14 protein-coding genes and 1 pseudogene are annotated in these 14,515 nt (G+C 61.6%); 10 read left to right on the top strand and 5 right to left on the bottom strand.

All coding sequences use genetic code 11. From position 1 onward, the window contains the following. Position 1 precedes the first annotated feature (1 nt). The 10 genes from XH96_RS24200 (at position 2) to XH96_RS24155 (ending at position 9,663) form a co-directional block, all read left to right on the top strand. The gene (locus XH96_RS24200; RefSeq protein ID WP_194387981.1) at positions 2-835 is read left to right on the top strand and encodes an iron-sulfur cluster assembly protein; all 834 of its coding nucleotides are present in this window, start codon (positions 2-4) and stop codon (positions 833-835) included. A 105-nt stretch (positions 836-940) separates the two neighbouring features. After that, positions 941-2,572, top strand: a complete 1,632-nt coding sequence (locus XH96_RS24195) for a molecular chaperone GroEL (RefSeq protein WP_194387980.1) — start codon at positions 941-943, stop codon at positions 2,570-2,572. A gap of 212 nt (positions 2,573-2,784) precedes the next feature. Next, the gene (locus XH96_RS24190; RefSeq protein ID WP_194387979.1) at positions 2,785-3,279 is read left to right on the top strand and encodes a hypothetical protein; all 495 of its coding nucleotides are present in this window, start codon (positions 2,785-2,787) and stop codon (positions 3,277-3,279) included. Between the two features lie 100 nt (positions 3,280-3,379). Further along, positions 3,380-5,446 carry a sigma-54-dependent Fis family transcriptional regulator gene (locus XH96_RS24185; protein ID WP_194387978.1) on the top strand — a complete coding sequence of 689 codons (2,067 nt, stop codon included), beginning with the start codon at positions 3,380-3,382 and terminating at the stop codon, positions 5,444-5,446. Between the two features lie 15 nt (positions 5,447-5,461). Continuing rightward, positions 5,462-5,911, top strand: a complete 450-nt coding sequence (locus XH96_RS24180) for a hypothetical protein (RefSeq protein WP_194387977.1) — start codon at positions 5,462-5,464, stop codon at positions 5,909-5,911. Beyond that, positions 5,908-6,216, top strand: coding sequence for a hypothetical protein (locus XH96_RS24175; RefSeq protein ID WP_194387976.1), 309 nt, complete (start codon positions 5,908-5,910; stop codon positions 6,214-6,216). Before XH96_RS24180 ends, XH96_RS24175 begins: the two co-directional genes overlap by 4 nt. A gap of 8 nt (positions 6,217-6,224) precedes the next feature. After that, entirely contained in the window at positions 6,225-7,340 is a 1,116-nt protein-coding gene (locus XH96_RS24170; RefSeq protein ID WP_194387975.1) for a WD40 repeat domain-containing protein, read from the top strand. A 47-nt stretch (positions 7,341-7,387) separates the two neighbouring features. Then, entirely contained in the window at positions 7,388-7,570 is a 183-nt protein-coding gene (locus tag XH96_RS24165; RefSeq protein WP_194387974.1) for a hypothetical protein, read from the top strand. A gap of 692 nt (positions 7,571-8,262) precedes the next feature. Beyond that, positions 8,263-9,009 (top strand): pirin family protein, encoded by a 747-nt coding sequence (locus XH96_RS24160; protein ID WP_194387973.1) that lies wholly within the window; start codon positions 8,263-8,265, stop codon positions 9,007-9,009. Between the two features lie 354 nt (positions 9,010-9,363). Next, the gene (locus XH96_RS24155; RefSeq protein ID WP_194387972.1) at positions 9,364-9,663 is read left to right on the top strand and encodes a hypothetical protein; all 300 of its coding nucleotides are present in this window, start codon (positions 9,364-9,366) and stop codon (positions 9,661-9,663) included. Positions 9,664-9,690: 27 nt separating this feature from the next. Here XH96_RS24155 and XH96_RS24150 read toward each other — a convergent pair. The 5 genes and pseudogenes from XH96_RS24150 to XH96_RS24130 form a co-directional block, all read right to left on the bottom strand. After that, positions 9,691-10,581, bottom strand: a pseudogene (locus tag XH96_RS24150) (LysR family transcriptional regulator). Positions 10,582-10,729: 148 nt separating this feature from the next. After that, on the bottom strand, positions 10,730-11,062 hold the full coding sequence (locus XH96_RS24145) for a hypothetical protein (protein ID WP_194387971.1): 333 nt from the start codon (positions 11,060-11,062) through the stop codon (positions 10,730-10,732). Positions 11,063-11,086: 24 nt separating this feature from the next. Continuing rightward, the gene (locus XH96_RS24140; RefSeq protein ID WP_194387970.1) at positions 11,087-11,551 is read right to left on the bottom strand and encodes a nuclear transport factor 2 family protein; all 465 of its coding nucleotides are present in this window, start codon (positions 11,549-11,551) and stop codon (positions 11,087-11,089) included. A gap of 59 nt (positions 11,552-11,610) precedes the next feature. After that, positions 11,611-13,683: a pyridoxamine 5'-phosphate oxidase family protein gene (locus XH96_RS24135; RefSeq protein ID WP_194387969.1), complete on the bottom strand. Its 2,073-nt coding sequence runs from the start codon at positions 13,681-13,683 to the stop codon at positions 11,611-11,613. A 57-nt stretch (positions 13,684-13,740) separates the two neighbouring features. Next, positions 13,741-14,358, bottom strand: a complete 618-nt coding sequence (locus XH96_RS24130; protein WP_194387968.1) for a glutathione S-transferase family protein — start codon at positions 14,356-14,358, stop codon at positions 13,741-13,743. Positions 14,359-14,515: the final 157 nt, after the last annotated feature.

Here is a 14,515-nt window from a genome sequence, read left to right as displayed (position 1 = left end):
GATGAACGTGCTCCATCAGCATGATCGCAAGGCCAATGAGGTGTGGGAGCGCCTCGCGCTGGTCACGGATCCCGAGCTGGACGAACCGGTCACCGAGCTCGGATTTGTCGAACGGGTCACGGTCGATCATGTTGATGGAGTCGACATCGTGTTTCGCCTGCCGACCTACTGGTGTTCGGCGAACTTCGCGTTCCTCATGGCCGATGACATGCGTCGGGCGGTGTCCTCGTTGCCGTGGGTTCGCGAGGCGCGCCCGCAGCTTCGTGACCACATGGTCGCCGAGGAGATCAACCGGGGCGTCCGCGAGGGCAGGTCGTTTGGCGAGGCGCTCAAGGATTTCGCGAGCGGCGGTTCACTTGACGATCTGCGGGAGAAATTCCGCCGCAAGGCGTTCGAGCGGCGCCAGGAGGTCATGATCCTGGCATTGCGCCGGCTGGGTTATGAGGACCCCGCGATTTGCCGTATGAGTCTGAGCGCGTTTGACGCAGTCAACTTCGGCTCGGAAGAAGTTGCGCGCGAGAAGCCGCGCTATCGCGAGCTTCTGGTTGAGCGGCGCCTCGCCGATCTCCCAGCCGACCCCGCCTTTGTTACCTACGATGGGGGCCCCATCAAGCGCCACGAAATGGCTTCGTATTTGCAGCGCTTGCGAGGCGTACGCATCAACATGGAGTTCAACAGCTCGTTGTGCCGAGGCCTTCTTGCGGTGCGCTATCGCGAGCTCGACGGGGATCGCGTGGAGCAGGCGCCAGCTCCGTGCGGAGGTTGCGGCAGTGGCTGCGCCGTGCGGTCGGTAGGATCGCCTGCGATGGACAAGCGTTCCTCTGCGCTAGCGTGAGGTCGCACTGATACGCGTGCGACCTGTGAATGCCGACAAAACGGAGCGGACAGCAAGACCGCCCGACCTGATAACCAAGAGACGACCACGTGGGAGTGATACGCGATGCCAAAAGTTCTGCTGCATGACATAGAAGCTCGCCGCGCTCTTGCGCGCGGAGTCCAGAAGCTTGCTGCCGCGGTCGAATCGACCCTCGGCCCCAAGGGTATGAACGCGATGGTCGACAGGCCGATCGGCACGCCCATCGTGTCGCGCGATGGTGTTACCATCGCCTCCGAGATCGACTTGCCGGATCGCTTCGAGAATATGGGCGCCCAGGTGGTGCGCGAGGTGTCGATGCAGACCAACGAAGTTGCCGGCGACGGTACGACGACGGCGATGGTGCTCGCGAACGGTCTCATTCAAGGCGGCGTTGCGGCCCTCGAGCGTGGCGCCAAGCCGGTCGACCTCTGCAAGGGGATCGACCGCGCCGTCGAAGTCGTCGTCGAGAGCCTGAAGAGTGCGGCAATTCCGGTATCGGACCGCAAGACGCTACAGGCCGTGGCAACGATTGCGTCGACCGACTCTCATCTGGGCGGTCTAATCGCCGAGGCGGTCGAGCGCGTCGGCAAGGATGGCATCATCAGTTCCGATTACGGGCTGACCACGAGTACGACGCTCGAGGTGGTCGAAGGCATGTCGTTCGACCGCGGTTACATTTCCCACCATATGGTGACGGACGTGGAGAAGATGGAGGTGGTGCTGGATCAGCCCTACATTCTCCTGACGGACCTGAAAATCAAGGTGCCGGGCGAGTTGGCGGCGGTGCGCGCGAGGGTTGCGGAGACCGGGAAGCCGCTTGTCATCGTCGCCGAAGAGATCGCCCCGGAAGTGGTTGTTACGCTGCTCGGCGAAGGCAACCGCGGCAAGGTTCTGGTGGTCAATCCACCGGACTACGGCCACTGGCGCAAGGCCATGATGGATGACCTCGCCATCATCACCGGAGGGCGGGTCATCGCCCGCGAACTCGGGGGCGCGCTGGAAGAGGCGAGCCTTGCCGATCTCGGCACTGCGCGGCAGGTTCGGGCCAGTGCGCGCGAAACGGTGATCATCCGGGGCGGTGGGGACGATGCGGCGATCGCCGCGCGCCGACAGCAGGTCGCCAAGCAGCACGATCTGGCACCGCCCAACATCGAGCAGGACAAGCTCAAGGAGCGCCTGGCTAAGCTCTCGGGTGGGACCGCCGTGATCCTTGCGGGCGGCGTCACGCCGGTGGAGCAAAAGCGTACAATCCAGTTGATCGACGATGCGCTCAGTGCGGCGCGCGCTGCGGCCGAGGAGGGCATCGTGCCGGGGGGCGGGACGGCATTGGCGCAGTGCGCGCCTGTGGTGGCGCGGGCCCTCGGCAACATCAATGGAGACCTGGGTGAAGGCATCAAGCTGGTGCGCGAAACCCTGTCGCGTCCTGCCGCTTTCATCGCCCGAAATGCCGGCCATGATGCGGCGAAGGTTGTGGCCGAGCTGCAAAGTTCGCGGGCCGGTGTCGGGTTCGACGCTGCAAACGGCGTGTTCATCGATATGGTATCTGCCGGCATCGTCGATCCCGTCAGGGTGACGTATACCGCGCTTCGAAATGCCGCTTCCGTGGCAACGCTGGTGCTGACGACCAATACGCTGGTTGCCGATGTGCCGGAGTACGTCGATCCGACGCAGGGACCTGCGTTGGGCGGCGGAGCAGAAAAGCTTGGGCGGGCTTGAAGCACATGAACGCGGTTCGCGTTCCGCCAGGGCGTCAATGGCTGACGTGACGCGCCAAATGCGGCGATGGCTTGACCGTCACGATCGAATGATTGGACGGTGACAACGATCTGGAAACAGCTACAATCTTGCAAGCTTCGGCGTGAGCCCGAAGGAGGCAAATCATAAGCCTCCAAGGTCATCCGACCAGCCGGGGCAGGAGGAAACGGGACATGGCCTACATCATCTCCAGGCGCGACGGTCCGCACCGCGAAGAGCTCAAGGCGAAGGACTTCCTTCAGAAGAACCGCACGAAGATCAATTCGCTCGCCAATCATCTGACGCTCGGGCGCTGGCAGGAGTTGCGCAATCCGACGCCTCCCTCTGAGCCTCAGCCGTCGGGCAAGCTCTGGTCCACGCCTCGGGCTCGCCCAAGGGAGATCGAGCCCTATGTGCGGATCAGCTATAACGGCCGCGTCGTGATCGCCGATCTCGCGTCAGGGCGGCAACTCCATTTTGTCGGTGAATTGCGCGGCGGCGGGCAGTCGCGACACTTCGCTCTGGCGACGCGAGAGAACGGGATCTTCGAGCCGCTCGACGACGAATTGTACAGGGCCCTGATCGACCTCGAGGGAGTGAGCGTCCCGGACGAGGCGTCGGAAGCGCGCCTGGAGCAGATCATCTCGAGCCGTCTCGGTTTGGACGCGATTGCCAGAACGGTCGAATGATCCGCGTAAGCCGAGCCTGTGAGGGCACGATCTCATTGGCCCGGCTCATGCCGTTTCTGTCGATCAAGCTGCTGTTTGCCAATATGGGTTTGGTGCTCCAATGCTGACGGAAACCTTCATGGCTAAGCCGCCGTTTTCGCTGGAAGGCTACAAAATTCCGGAGGCCGCGGATGCGGAGCAGGGACGGCCGTACGATGAACGGGAGACCAACAAGGCGTGGGAAGACTTCCTGACGTTCGGAGATGCAAAGCGCGAGAGCGCTCTGGTGCGGGGCGTCATCGAAGAATCATGGCAGCGCAGCATCAAGTCGGGGGTCAACGCCCATTGCAGGGGCAGCAGCTTCGTGACTTCGCCGGACGATCTCTATGAGCTGCGTCTGAAGAACGATGATCTGCTAGGCTCCAGCGCCCAGACATTCCGCCGCGTTGCGGAAGTACTTGGCGATGCGGCCACCATGTTGGTCATCACCGACAGGAATGGCGTCGTGCTTGATGTCGGGGGCGATCAGCGGACGATCGATGCCGGGCACGATATTCGCCTCGAAGTCGGCGCCGCCTGGGGCGAGACGGTGACCGGCACCAACGGCATTGGCACGGCGCTCGTCACGGGAAAACCGGTTCATGTGCATGCCGCAGAACACTTTTCCGAGGGCATCAAGGCCTGGACCTGCGTCGGTAGTCCCATTCGTAGCCCGATCGATGGCAGCATCATAGGCATCATCGATTTTTCCGGACCTCAGGCGATCTTTCACCGGCACAATGTCGCATTGGCGGTGATCGCCGCCAACCACATCGAACTCGCACTCTCGGAAAAGCTCCGCCTCGAGAGAATACGCCTGCTCGAGGCAAGTATTTCTCGACTGCCGGGAATGGGCAGCGCCGACGGCGTGGTGATCCTGGATCGCTTTGGTCGGGTTATCCATCACAACGACATGGCGTCGGCGCGCTGGCGACGGACCGTGCAATCTCGCGAATTGAGCATCGGGTCGCAGATACTCCCAAGTCGTGAAGGCCTGCTGGGCAAAGACCTGGCGGAGGGATTGCCTGAGGAGCTGCGCGAGCAGCGGATCGAGCCGCTGGTCGTCGACGGGGTTGTGAAGGGCGCAATGCTCGTGCTTGCTTCGAAGCCGCGGACAAATCCTGCTGCATCCGAAACGTCGTCGGCGGCCCGCGCAGCTCTGATGTCGGCAAAGGAAGCAATCGTTGGATGTAGCGATGCATTGCTGGACGTGGTGCAGAAAGTTGAGCGGGCGGCGCTCGGCCGGACCGCGATCCTGCTCGAGGGCGAGACGGGCGTCGGCAAGGAACTGTTTGCCCGCCTGGTTCATGCCGCCAGTCTGAAGACAGGCAAGGAGCCGTTCGTTGCCTTCAATTGCGGTGCGGTGTCGAAAGAGTTGCTCGGCGGCGAATTGTTCGGGCATGCGCCGGGCGCTTATACCGGCGCTACGCGCGAGGGAAGGCCCGGGCGGTTCGAATTTGCCAATGGCGGCGTGCTTAGCCTGGACGAGATCGGCGAGATGTCGATGGACCTGCAACCTTACCTGCTCCGTGTGCTGGAAGAGCGCGCGGTGTACAGACTGGGCGACAGCAAGGCGCGCCCGGTGGACGTCCGGCTCGTGGCGTCGACCAATCGGAATCTGAAGCAGGAAGTGGCCGAGGGGCGTTTCCGCAAGGATCTGTATTTCAGGATCGGCGTCGTCAAGTTCACCATCCCGCCACTCCGCGAGCGGCTGGGCGACGTTGAGATCCTGATCGATCACTTCAACGGACATTTCGCGACGATCTACGGTACCCAGCCGCTGCGCTTCGAGGCGGCCACCATGGAGTTGCTGCGCCGCTATTCCTGGCCGGGAAACGTTCGCGAGCTGCGCAATCTGGTTGAGAACCTCGTGCTGATGACGATCACCGGCATCGTCACTCCCAGGGACTTGCCAGAGGATTTCGCGGAGGTGGCGCCGGCTCAACCTGCTTCAATCTCCGTGCAGTCGGAGAATAGTGCGACGGGATCGGAGAGTGACGAGATCGCGCGCTTTGACGAGATGGAGCGTCGTGCCATCGAGAGAGCCGTCGCAAACGCCGGCGGCAATATTGCCGCTGCCGCGGAAAAGCTCGGGCTTTCACGCGCCACACTGTACCGCAAATTGCACCAATACCGTTCCCGGACTTAGCGATCGGGGGCTGGCATGGCGGCTGCCTGGGATGAACAAAAGGGCGGGGAAGGGCCGGTCGCTGCGGCGACGCTGGCCTCGCAGATCCTTGCGCGCGCCGACCGCGACATCACCTTCGTGGTGCACTTGGTCGGCGAAAGCCAAAATCTTCTGGTGCGACATTTCATCATATTCATCGAGTCCGAGCTCTCAAAGCGCGGCATGAGCTACGGCGTACATCCGCTACTGCGACCTTTCGTCGAAACACATGCACGCGAGCTGTCGGATTTCGTATTGCAGGGTATCGGCTTGCGGCATCAATTCGGCCTCCAGACCATCGAGACGATGGTGGGCGATCCGGCGCGGTTGCTGAGGGTCGATCTGTGGGACTCGCTGCAATCTCACGTCAATGACGCGCAGCAACACTTCGTATCCGATGCCCGAGGCCTCCAGCTGATCCTGGATCAAATCGAGTCGAGCGCATGAATGTCGATCCGGAAGTCCTTGTCGAAATGCTGAAGGAGCGGTTGTTCGTCGTTCAGCAGATATCGGCCGCTCAATCCTGGAACCTTCTGAACCGTCGGCTTGCTGGCGGAGCAGAATTCGAGATTCAGAGGATTGAGCAGGAGATTGCAGCGACAGGCGCTTCGCATGCGTTCGCCTGCGCTATCGAGGAAGCGCACGAGCGCTTGAAAGACGCAAAGGCCGGAATGGCGACATGCGGCGCCCAATGCGCCGCGCTGGAACGACGCCTTGAAGAACTCGACAGGTGCATTGCGACCGGCAGGTGAGACGACCGATGGACACGATGGAAGCTGAGACCGCTACACTCTATGACTTGCTTGGTCGGCGTTGGATCATGGAGGCGCCCGTTACGAACGCGGCGTTCGACGCTGCGGGACAGGCAGTGGCGTTCGCGCTTGCCGACGGATCTCTGGCCATCGCTCCGCTGGCCGACAACGAACCGCCGAAGGATCGGTATCGTATGGCCTTGGACGGCGGCCGGCCGATGATCTCACCGCGCCGGAATCCGGTCCCGCCGTTGACGAAAGTCGTCATCAGCGATGCTTCTCTTCATCTCGCCTCGGTCGAGCCCGAGGGCTTCATCGCAAGCGATGGCAGTCAGTTGCTGCACGTGTCGGCATCCGGCGGCACCCGACAAGCCGCGAAGCTCGGAGCCCCGATTGATCTCGTCGCCCCGGTGCACGCCGGCGGCATTCTGGCTGCTTCCGGCGGGTCGGTTATCTACTGCGATTCCAGGGGCGAGGTCGGATGGCGTCAGGAGCGCGCGGGAGGGCGTTCATCCGCGATGGCCGTCTCGCCAGATGGTCGAAGCTTCGCGATAGGGGCTGACGGTTGTCTGCTTGTGCGTGCCTTCGGACCCCGACCTGAGCCCACCATCTCGATGGCTTTGGGCTCAATCTCGAGCTTGTCGTGGAGTCCCGACGGAAGCTGGTTGGCGATGTCCGTCGCAGAAGCCGGCATCGTGTTGCTGCGCCTTTCCGACGCGCGGGCCGTTCGGATTCCGAGCTATCCTGCAAGCGTCGGGTCTCTTTCGTGGAGTGCAGACTCCCGCGTTCTTGTGACGAGCGGGGCCTACCGCATGATCGCATGGGACGTTTCCACTCTCGACGAGGATCGCGAACAGCCGACGAGCCTCAGCACCGGACGGGCCGGATTCGTTCTCGTCGAGGCGGTGGAGATACATCCGGGACGTCCGTTGGTCGCGGCAGGATACACCGACGGCAGGGTCGTGGTCGCCAGGATTGGCGACCCTGATGAGCTGGTCGTCAAACCGCCGGGCCGGAGCGCGGTCCAGGTCGTCCGCTGGTCCGATGACGGCCAGCATCTTGCAGTCGGGACACACGGCGGTGAGGCGGCGATCGTGACGTTTCCGCCGCAAATGTTCAAGTAACGGCGAGCTGGGCGAAGAGCCTTGCCGCGAGCTCAAGGAGAAAATTCATGACGGTCACCGAAGCGTCAAACGAAGCCGCAAGCAAGGATCAGTTCTTCAAGGAACTGGCGGAGATCTCCGAGCGCATGATTGCCGCGCACGGAAAAGAGTTCTCGATGGGTGCCCTGGTGTTGGCGGCGAGGTTCATCGCCGAAAACAAGCCCTTCGAGCGAAGCGCAACAACACAGTGACGTGTCATCTAACTGCACACGAAATCTGAGAGAAGGGGCAAGGGAGCGGCATGTTGAAGGGACTTATTCGGGGCAACGAACTCGTCCAAAAGGCTGAGTGGTTCCAGACGCTGTCACTGCATTATGGCATCGGATTGTGGCATGCGGAGGGGATGCGAATGGCTCAAGCCGCGAATTTATATCCTTGGCGGCCGAACCTTGCGCTTCCCGTAAGCGCAGTCATCTTTCGCTGCGGACCATCATTCTGAGGTGCATCGGAGGATCTCAAGCTCGCAGGGGATCAATTGGACCTTGGTGCTCCGTTCGTTGAGCTTGCCTGGTACATTTGGGCTTCATAGGATTCCAAAAGAGGTCTTCTGTCATCAAACGCCACGTAGTGCGGCATGTTGATGTGGTTCTCCAGGTCATTCAATGTCTCCCACATCTCCAGGACGAACATCTCGTCTGCGTTTTCCAACGGGATAGTAGGAATAGGCCGGATTTCCATTCTCCTTCCAAATCTTCAAGCTCCATGACGTCCAACCCCCGTCGTTCCCATCCTGGCGACACAGCTTACCTTACAGCACGGCTATCGGATCCAAAATCGCAACGCTACCTAGGAGTCCACAGGGGTCGTGTTGGTCGCTGCCGATAAGTTCGGTGGGATCTCATGGCCTCGAAGCCGATCCTGTCCTGGATAGAGGAGAGATGTCATGCCGCCGCTCAAAATCCAACACGGCAGCAAGCGGGGCGATTGGAATGGTGGCTTCGCCGTCGAAATTCTTTACCCCGGACTGGCTCTTAACGCCGGTGACAGCGGCATCGGTGCCATCGGTCGAATAGACCGAGCACGCGTTTCGTCCGGGCATGTCATCGCGATGCATCCGCACCGTGACGATGAAATCCTGACTTATGTGCGTACGGGAGCAATGCTCCACCGCGACAGCATGCGGAATGAGCAAAGCATTACCAAAACTCGTCTGATGATGATGAACGCAGGCCACACATTCCAGCATGAGGAGGAAATGCTTGGGCCCGGAGCAACCGAGGCGCTCCAGATTTTTCTGCGCCCACGAGCCCCCGATCTGACGCCGAAGGTGCAGTTTCACGATTTCGGTGAGGCCCTGAGTCGCGATGCTTGGCGTCTGCTCGCAGCCCCCGAGGGTGCTCCCTTGGAGGTGCGTGCTCAGGCCTGGGTGCAGGACGCTCGTCTGTCGACAGGAACGAATCTTGCGCTTCCAGCGCTTCAGGCAAGTGGCGCGATTCGCCTGGTCTACGTCTTCGCCGGCGAGGTCCGCATTGGCGGCGTCGTGCTTCATGCGGGTGAAAGCGCCTATCTCGAGGACGGCCGTGGGACTGTTTCTGCACAGTCCGAGGCCGATGTCGTCCTCTTCACGACCGACCCTGGTGCGACCGTGTTCAAAGGGGGCATGTTCAGCGGCAACGTATTTTCGGAGTGACTTGAGCGAGCTGGGCGCCCGACAAATCCGCCCCAGGAATCCGAGGGCTGCATGACTGCGACTCGGGTGATTCCTCGGGCGTTGGGCCACCATCTGTGGTTGCCTATTGCCTGCGCAGCGGGCGGCGGAACGGTGTAGGATTCGAAGGAGGCATGGTTCCGTTGAGAAGATTACCATGCGGCTTCCGGCTGCATAATCCGCCGAATGCTCCCCGTCTGTTTCGTTCTACGCATCGATGAAGTGTCAAAATCGGCCGTTCTGCTGAACCCAGGCGCGGCGCATATTGATCGCAGGAGACGGGTCGATGCGACTGCGCTGGGCGGGAGCTTCACGAGCAGACGAAAGGGAAAGAGCATGTCACATCATGAAAGCGTATCGAATCATCCGATCGGAGTGGGCGGCGTGGCAGTGCTTGTCGTGCTCTTCGCAGTTCTGCTGCTTACCGTCGTCCTCGCAATGGTCGGATGGACATCAGCGGGGGATACGCAGATGTCCATTCACGGTTGGATTGCCTTGGGACTCGGGACGGTTTTCTCCCTTGTCATCGGATCAGGCCTGATGGCGCTGATGTTTTATAGCAGCAGAAGCGGATACGACGAGGCGGCCGTCGTCCACGTTCAGGACCCCCAAGGGGGCGATGTCGGAAAGCGGTGAGGCTCTTTTTTTTGACCGCCGCAGGCGTCAGTTGAGCGTGCGGTTTGCGCGCAGGCGTGACACGGCAAGATCGAGAAAAGCCCTCACTTTGGCGGGCGCATGGCGCCCCTAAGGATGTAGGATATTGATCGGCAAGGGGGGCTCCTCGTAGTCGCCCAGCACGATTTTTAATTGCCCTTCGATTAGTGCCGGCCCGACCTGGTAGTGCAAAACCCTCGTCAAGCCCCATCCCGACAGCGCGGTCGAAATTGCGGCTTCGTTCGTATTGCATTGCAGGGCAGGGCGGAGAGTGACGCGCTCGTCGCCCGCGAAGCGCCATTCCGGTGACGCCCACGCACTGGTCGACGCAACGATACGATGATCCTTCAGATCCGCCGGCGTCGACGGGATGCCGTGCTTCTCGAAATAGGACGGCGCGCCGCAGATGACACGGCGAACCTCACCGACTTTGATCGCCGTGAAGCCGGAATCCGGCAATCGACCGATGCGGACGGCGACGTCGATGCCTTCTTCGATGATGTTCACGGGGCGGTCTATGAACAGCGTTCTTGCCGACATTGTCGGGTGGGTGTCGAGGTATTCGGTCATGATCGGGAGCACGTGCATCTGGCCAAAAAGGGCTGATGCCGTCACCGCCAGCGTCCCAGACGGCTTGGCGTAAGAGCCAGCGGCTGCTGCTTCCGCCTCGTCGATGTCCGAGAGAATGCGGCGACAATCGTCGAAATAGCGGCCGCCCGCCTCCGTCAGCTTCACCGATCGTGTCGTCCTGACGAAGAGCCGAGCGCCGATCGCTTCTTCGAGCGCGGCGACGGCACGGGTCACAGCCGGCGCGCTCATGTGCATGTGGCGCGCCGCCTCCGCGAAGCTCTCACTCTCCGCGACTTTCGTGAAGATGCGCATCGCCTGCCAGCGATCCATTTGTCCTCCTGCAACCTACCTCGCTTCTCTGTCCGAAGCTCCAACACCACAAGAGCGGGAAGACCTTCGCAAAATTGCCCCAGGGCCCATAGCCGAGTGACGGGATAAATGAAAGGCCTAGCGCCCCAGCGAGATCGGGCGAGGGGCGTCAGCCAGGCTTCAGGTGCGGTGAGGCAACTCGCTCCGCAAATTCCTCGATTTCCTGACAAGTTACCTCCGAAATACCGGAGCTCAGCACTTTTTCCCGATGGTTCTTGAGCTCGGCATCATCGCCTTGGCAGGCCGCGCGTGCGAGCGCCAGGGCGATGGACGTCCACGCGTCGAAGCTGCGGCCCCGACGCGCGGCGTCGATTTCGGCGCCGGACATTCCAAGCCCTCTTGCTTCCACATCCTGGCGCTGCCGCAAAGAACTATGGCCCTCAGCCGTCAATGCCATCTCTATCGACAGCCGGACGCGCTCATCAAGGTTGAAGCCGGGCATGGTCAACTCCGCTGCTTTCCTTGATTAGAAGCCGAAATGGCTCAATCCCGGATGGTCGTCAGGACGACGTCCAAGCACCCAACGAAACTTTCGATCGGATTCGGCGATGGGATGTTCGTTGATGCTTGCGTGACGGGCGCGCATCAACCCATCCTCCGCGAACTCCCAGTTCTCGTTACCGTAGGCACGAAACCACTGGCCGCTATCATCGTGATACTCATAGGCAAAGCGCACTGCGATGCGATTGCCCGCAAACGTCCAGAGCTCCTTGATCAATCGATAGTCGAGCTCCTTATTCCATTTGCGGGTGAGAAAAGCCTGAGCTTCCTCACGGCCGTTGGCGAATTCCGCGCGATTGCGCCAACGAGTATCGAGCGTATAGGCCAGGGCGACCTTGGCGGGATCGCGGCTATTCCAGCCATCCTCGGCCAACCGGACCTTCTCGGTCGCGGTTTGTTCGTTGAACGGCGGGAGTGGGGGACGAGACATTTCAACTCTCCTTCGGGTTAGTCGGTTCAGTAATCATGGACATTTGAGGATCGCCGCCGTCAAAGGGCGAGCTGAATTCGATCCTCCGCATCCGCCGTTTGCTCAGCAGGCACCGCACAACAGATCAGGACTTCGTCGTGTGCAATTTTCGCTGTGGGCCGGTTCACATAAGCGACCGCGCCCGCGATAAGCTTGGTTTTGCACGTACCGCAGGTGCCGGCGCGGCAGCTGAAATCAGGCGATAGTCCCCGCGCTTCCGCCAGATCGAGCAGAGTCCCCGATTGAGGTGTCCAGCGTGCTTCCTTCAAGGAATTCATGAAAGCGACCGCGACGGGTTTGGAGGAAGGCGCAGGGCTCGCGGAGGCTTCGCCGGTAGCATCGGCAGTGCGCTTCAAAGAGGAGGGCCCAAACGCCTCCGCATGGATCCTGCCGTCTGCGATGTTGTATCCGCGCAGTCCATCGTAGACTGTTTGCGTGAACTGCGCCGGACCACACAGATAGAATTCGTAATCGTTGAATTGCAGATATCGCGTGAGAAGGTCCATGTCGATGCGGCCAGACGCGTCATAGTCGACGCGCTCCCGCGCATCGGACGGGTCGCTCAGCACCCGAACGAGTTTCACCGCGCCTTGCGCCGCTTCGACGAGCTCAGCCAGTTCCCCGTCGAAGGGACGGTCCTGCTTCGAGCGCGCTGCGTAGAAGAAGGTCGTGGGACGAACGCGCTGCTTGCGAAGGCCCTCATAGACGAGGTGGCGCAGCATCGCGAGGATCGGCGTGACGCCGATCCCGGCGGCCAGCAGGACCGCAGGGCGCTTGGAGCCCGCATCGATCACGAACGCTCCGGCCGGTGCCCGCGCCTCGATGATGTCGCCCACGCCGACATTCTCGTGGAGATGTTTCGAAACGGCGCCGTCGCGCTTGACGCTGATGCGGTATATGCCATCCGAGGGAGCCACAGACAGCGTATAGGTCCGCAGCAGAGGTTTGTCGGTACCCGGAAGCGCAACCCGAATCGGCAGGTGCTGGCCTGCAACGTGCGGAAGCAGCCCTGCGCCATCGTCCGGCTGCAGGTGAAACGAGCGGATCGAACGGCTTTCATCGACGATCCTGGTGACCTTGAACGGCCGCCAGCGAGTCGCAAGCTCGGCCGCGCGGAGCCGATCGGCGGCCTGAGTCCAATCGCCGGTCATCAACGAACTCGGAGACCAGCCGTCCTGCTGGAACGTCCAGCGCAAGGCGAGAGCGCCACGCCTGCGCACCACCCGGCGGGCGCGGAACGTCCATAGCCGTTCGGCGCCCTGAAACGCCGCAATCTCGGGGGAATCCAGCAGGACTTCGGCGTCGCCGGTCATCTGCACCATGTCGCCGGTCTTGTAGTCGACGAAGAGAAGTCCGGCTTTGCCGTTTACCAGAATATTGCCGAGCGTCGCGAAGAACAGGTTTCCGTCGAAATCGGGGATAGTCAGCGTTCCGTCCTCGGCCACGCGTACAAAGCCGGCCTTGCCTCCGCGATGGGAGACGTCGACCTGACGCCGGTCGTCGCGCTCGACATAGGATGCGACGAAGAAGGCGTCCGCCGCCCGGATCATTGCGCGTGAGGCAGAATCCAGCTCGGGCATGTCCTCGACGCTACCGGTAAACGCCCGGCCCGGCTCATGGTCGAAGGCGACGTCGCGCAGCTGGATGTAGCGGGGGCAATTTCCGAAGCTCTGATCGACCTCGACCCTGAAGCCGTTGTCGCTGATCCCGAGAAAGCCGTTCATGCGGTTTCGCCGCCGGGTGTGCATCTCAATCCCGAGCAGGCCGACGGGGCTGCCCTCGGACATTCCAATGCTTGCCGGATCGGTGTCATCGGGCCGCGCGGCGATATCGAGGCTTTTTTGGGTGGACGACGTCATGAAGCCCGGCCTTCCCTCTATAAAGGTGGCCCATGCATCTCCTGTCGGATCGACGCTGCCGAGAACGACGAATGGCAGCTTGGCGTAGAACTCGCGGTGCTGATCAGGCATGTAGTCCCGGACCACGCGCCGGCCGACCACAGCCATTCGATCTTCGACGCCGATCTTCGCCTGGATCGCCCTTTCTCCGGGATGCCAGACCTCGATTTGTTTCGCCAACCGCCGACCGCTCATCTTGTCGCTCCTCCCCAGTCGACGGCTGGCGCGCCGCAGACGCGCCCGCTGCGCCTCTTATGCAGCGGCCGAGAGGCCGACCGGTGTCTCGACGAAGGGAATGAAGCCCGGGAGCGCCTCGATACGGCGCAGGAACGCCTTCACGTTGGGGTAGCCGGACAGATCGACGTTGCCTTCCGGCGCGCGGGCGACGTAGCTGTAAAGTGCCACGTCCGCGATCGTCGGTCGTTTGCCGACAAGCCAGTCGGTATCCGTCAGGTGAGTTTCGAGCCGTTTCAGCAGGACGTGAGCACGGCCGATGACGTCCTCGGGATTGTATTTGGCCCCGAACACAGTGATGAGCCGCGCCGCGGCCGGACCGTACGCGACTTCTCCGGCCGCAACCGAAAGCCAACGCTGAACCTCCGCGGCGGTCTTCGCATCCTCCGGAAGCCAGTCCTTCCGATCGAATTTCTTGGCGAGATAAACGAGGATGGCATTCGAATCGGACACGACGATTCCGTCGTCATCGAGCACCGGCACCTGGCCGAAAGGGTTGAGCGCGAGAAATTCGGGCTCCTTGTGCGCGCCCGACTTCAGATCGACCTCGATCAGGTCGAAGGGCTCTCCGAGCAGAGAGACGAAGAGCCGTGCCCGGTGCGAATGGCCCGACATGGGATGATAGTAGAGCTTCATCGTTGTGTTTCCGAATTCGTGGCCGGGTCAATTCCCGATCCGGAGTGGAGGTTGGCCCGGTATCCGCTCATTGGGAACGACCCATCTCGACACTTCAATATTGCTGCCAATGCAATTATTGGGCGGCGGCTTAAGTGTCCGGCAGACCTGTGTCAGC

Source organism: Bradyrhizobium sp. CCBAU 51765, from assembly GCF_015291725.1.
GTDB classification, from domain to species: Bacteria; Pseudomonadota; Alphaproteobacteria; order Rhizobiales; family Xanthobacteraceae; genus Bradyrhizobium; species Bradyrhizobium liaoningense.
The sequence above is the reverse complement of the archived record's forward strand: the minus strand, read 5'-3'. Positions and strand labels throughout refer to the sequence as shown.

What these genes read in the sequence shown, in the direction of transcription:
- XH96_RS24200 (WP_194387981.1), top strand. Translation starts at nt 2, where the DNA reads ATGAACGTGCTCCATCAGCATGATCGCAAGGCCAATGAGGTGTGGGAG.
- XH96_RS24195 (WP_194387980.1), top strand. Translation starts at nt 941, where the DNA reads ATGCCAAAAGTTCTGCTGCATGACATAGAAGCTCGCCGCGCTCTTGCG.
- XH96_RS24190 (WP_194387979.1), top strand. Translation starts at nt 2,785, where the DNA reads ATGGCCTACATCATCTCCAGGCGCGACGGTCCGCACCGCGAAGAGCTC.
- XH96_RS24185 (WP_194387978.1), top strand. Translation starts at nt 3,380, where the DNA reads ATGCTGACGGAAACCTTCATGGCTAAGCCGCCGTTTTCGCTGGAAGGC.
- XH96_RS24180 (WP_194387977.1), top strand. Translation starts at nt 5,462, where the DNA reads ATGGCGGCTGCCTGGGATGAACAAAAGGGCGGGGAAGGGCCGGTCGCT.
- XH96_RS24175 (WP_194387976.1), top strand. Translation starts at nt 5,908, where the DNA reads ATGAATGTCGATCCGGAAGTCCTTGTCGAAATGCTGAAGGAGCGGTTG.
- XH96_RS24170 (WP_194387975.1), top strand. Translation starts at nt 6,225, where the DNA reads ATGGACACGATGGAAGCTGAGACCGCTACACTCTATGACTTGCTTGGT.
- XH96_RS24165 (WP_194387974.1), top strand. Translation starts at nt 7,388, where the DNA reads ATGACGGTCACCGAAGCGTCAAACGAAGCCGCAAGCAAGGATCAGTTC.
- XH96_RS24160 (WP_194387973.1), top strand. Translation starts at nt 8,263, where the DNA reads ATGCCGCCGCTCAAAATCCAACACGGCAGCAAGCGGGGCGATTGGAAT.
- XH96_RS24155 (WP_194387972.1), top strand. Translation starts at nt 9,364, where the DNA reads ATGTCACATCATGAAAGCGTATCGAATCATCCGATCGGAGTGGGCGGC.
- XH96_RS24145 (WP_194387971.1), bottom strand. Translation starts at nt 11,062, where the DNA reads ATGCCCGGCTTCAACCTTGATGAGCGCGTCCGGCTGTCGATAGAGATG.
- XH96_RS24140 (WP_194387970.1), bottom strand. Translation starts at nt 11,551, where the DNA reads ATGTCTCGTCCCCCACTCCCGCCGTTCAACGAACAAACCGCGACCGAG.
- XH96_RS24135 (WP_194387969.1), bottom strand. Translation starts at nt 13,683, where the DNA reads ATGAGCGGTCGGCGGTTGGCGAAACAAATCGAGGTCTGGCATCCCGGA.
- XH96_RS24130 (WP_194387968.1), bottom strand. Translation starts at nt 14,358, where the DNA reads ATGAAGCTCTACTATCATCCCATGTCGGGCCATTCGCACCGGGCACGG.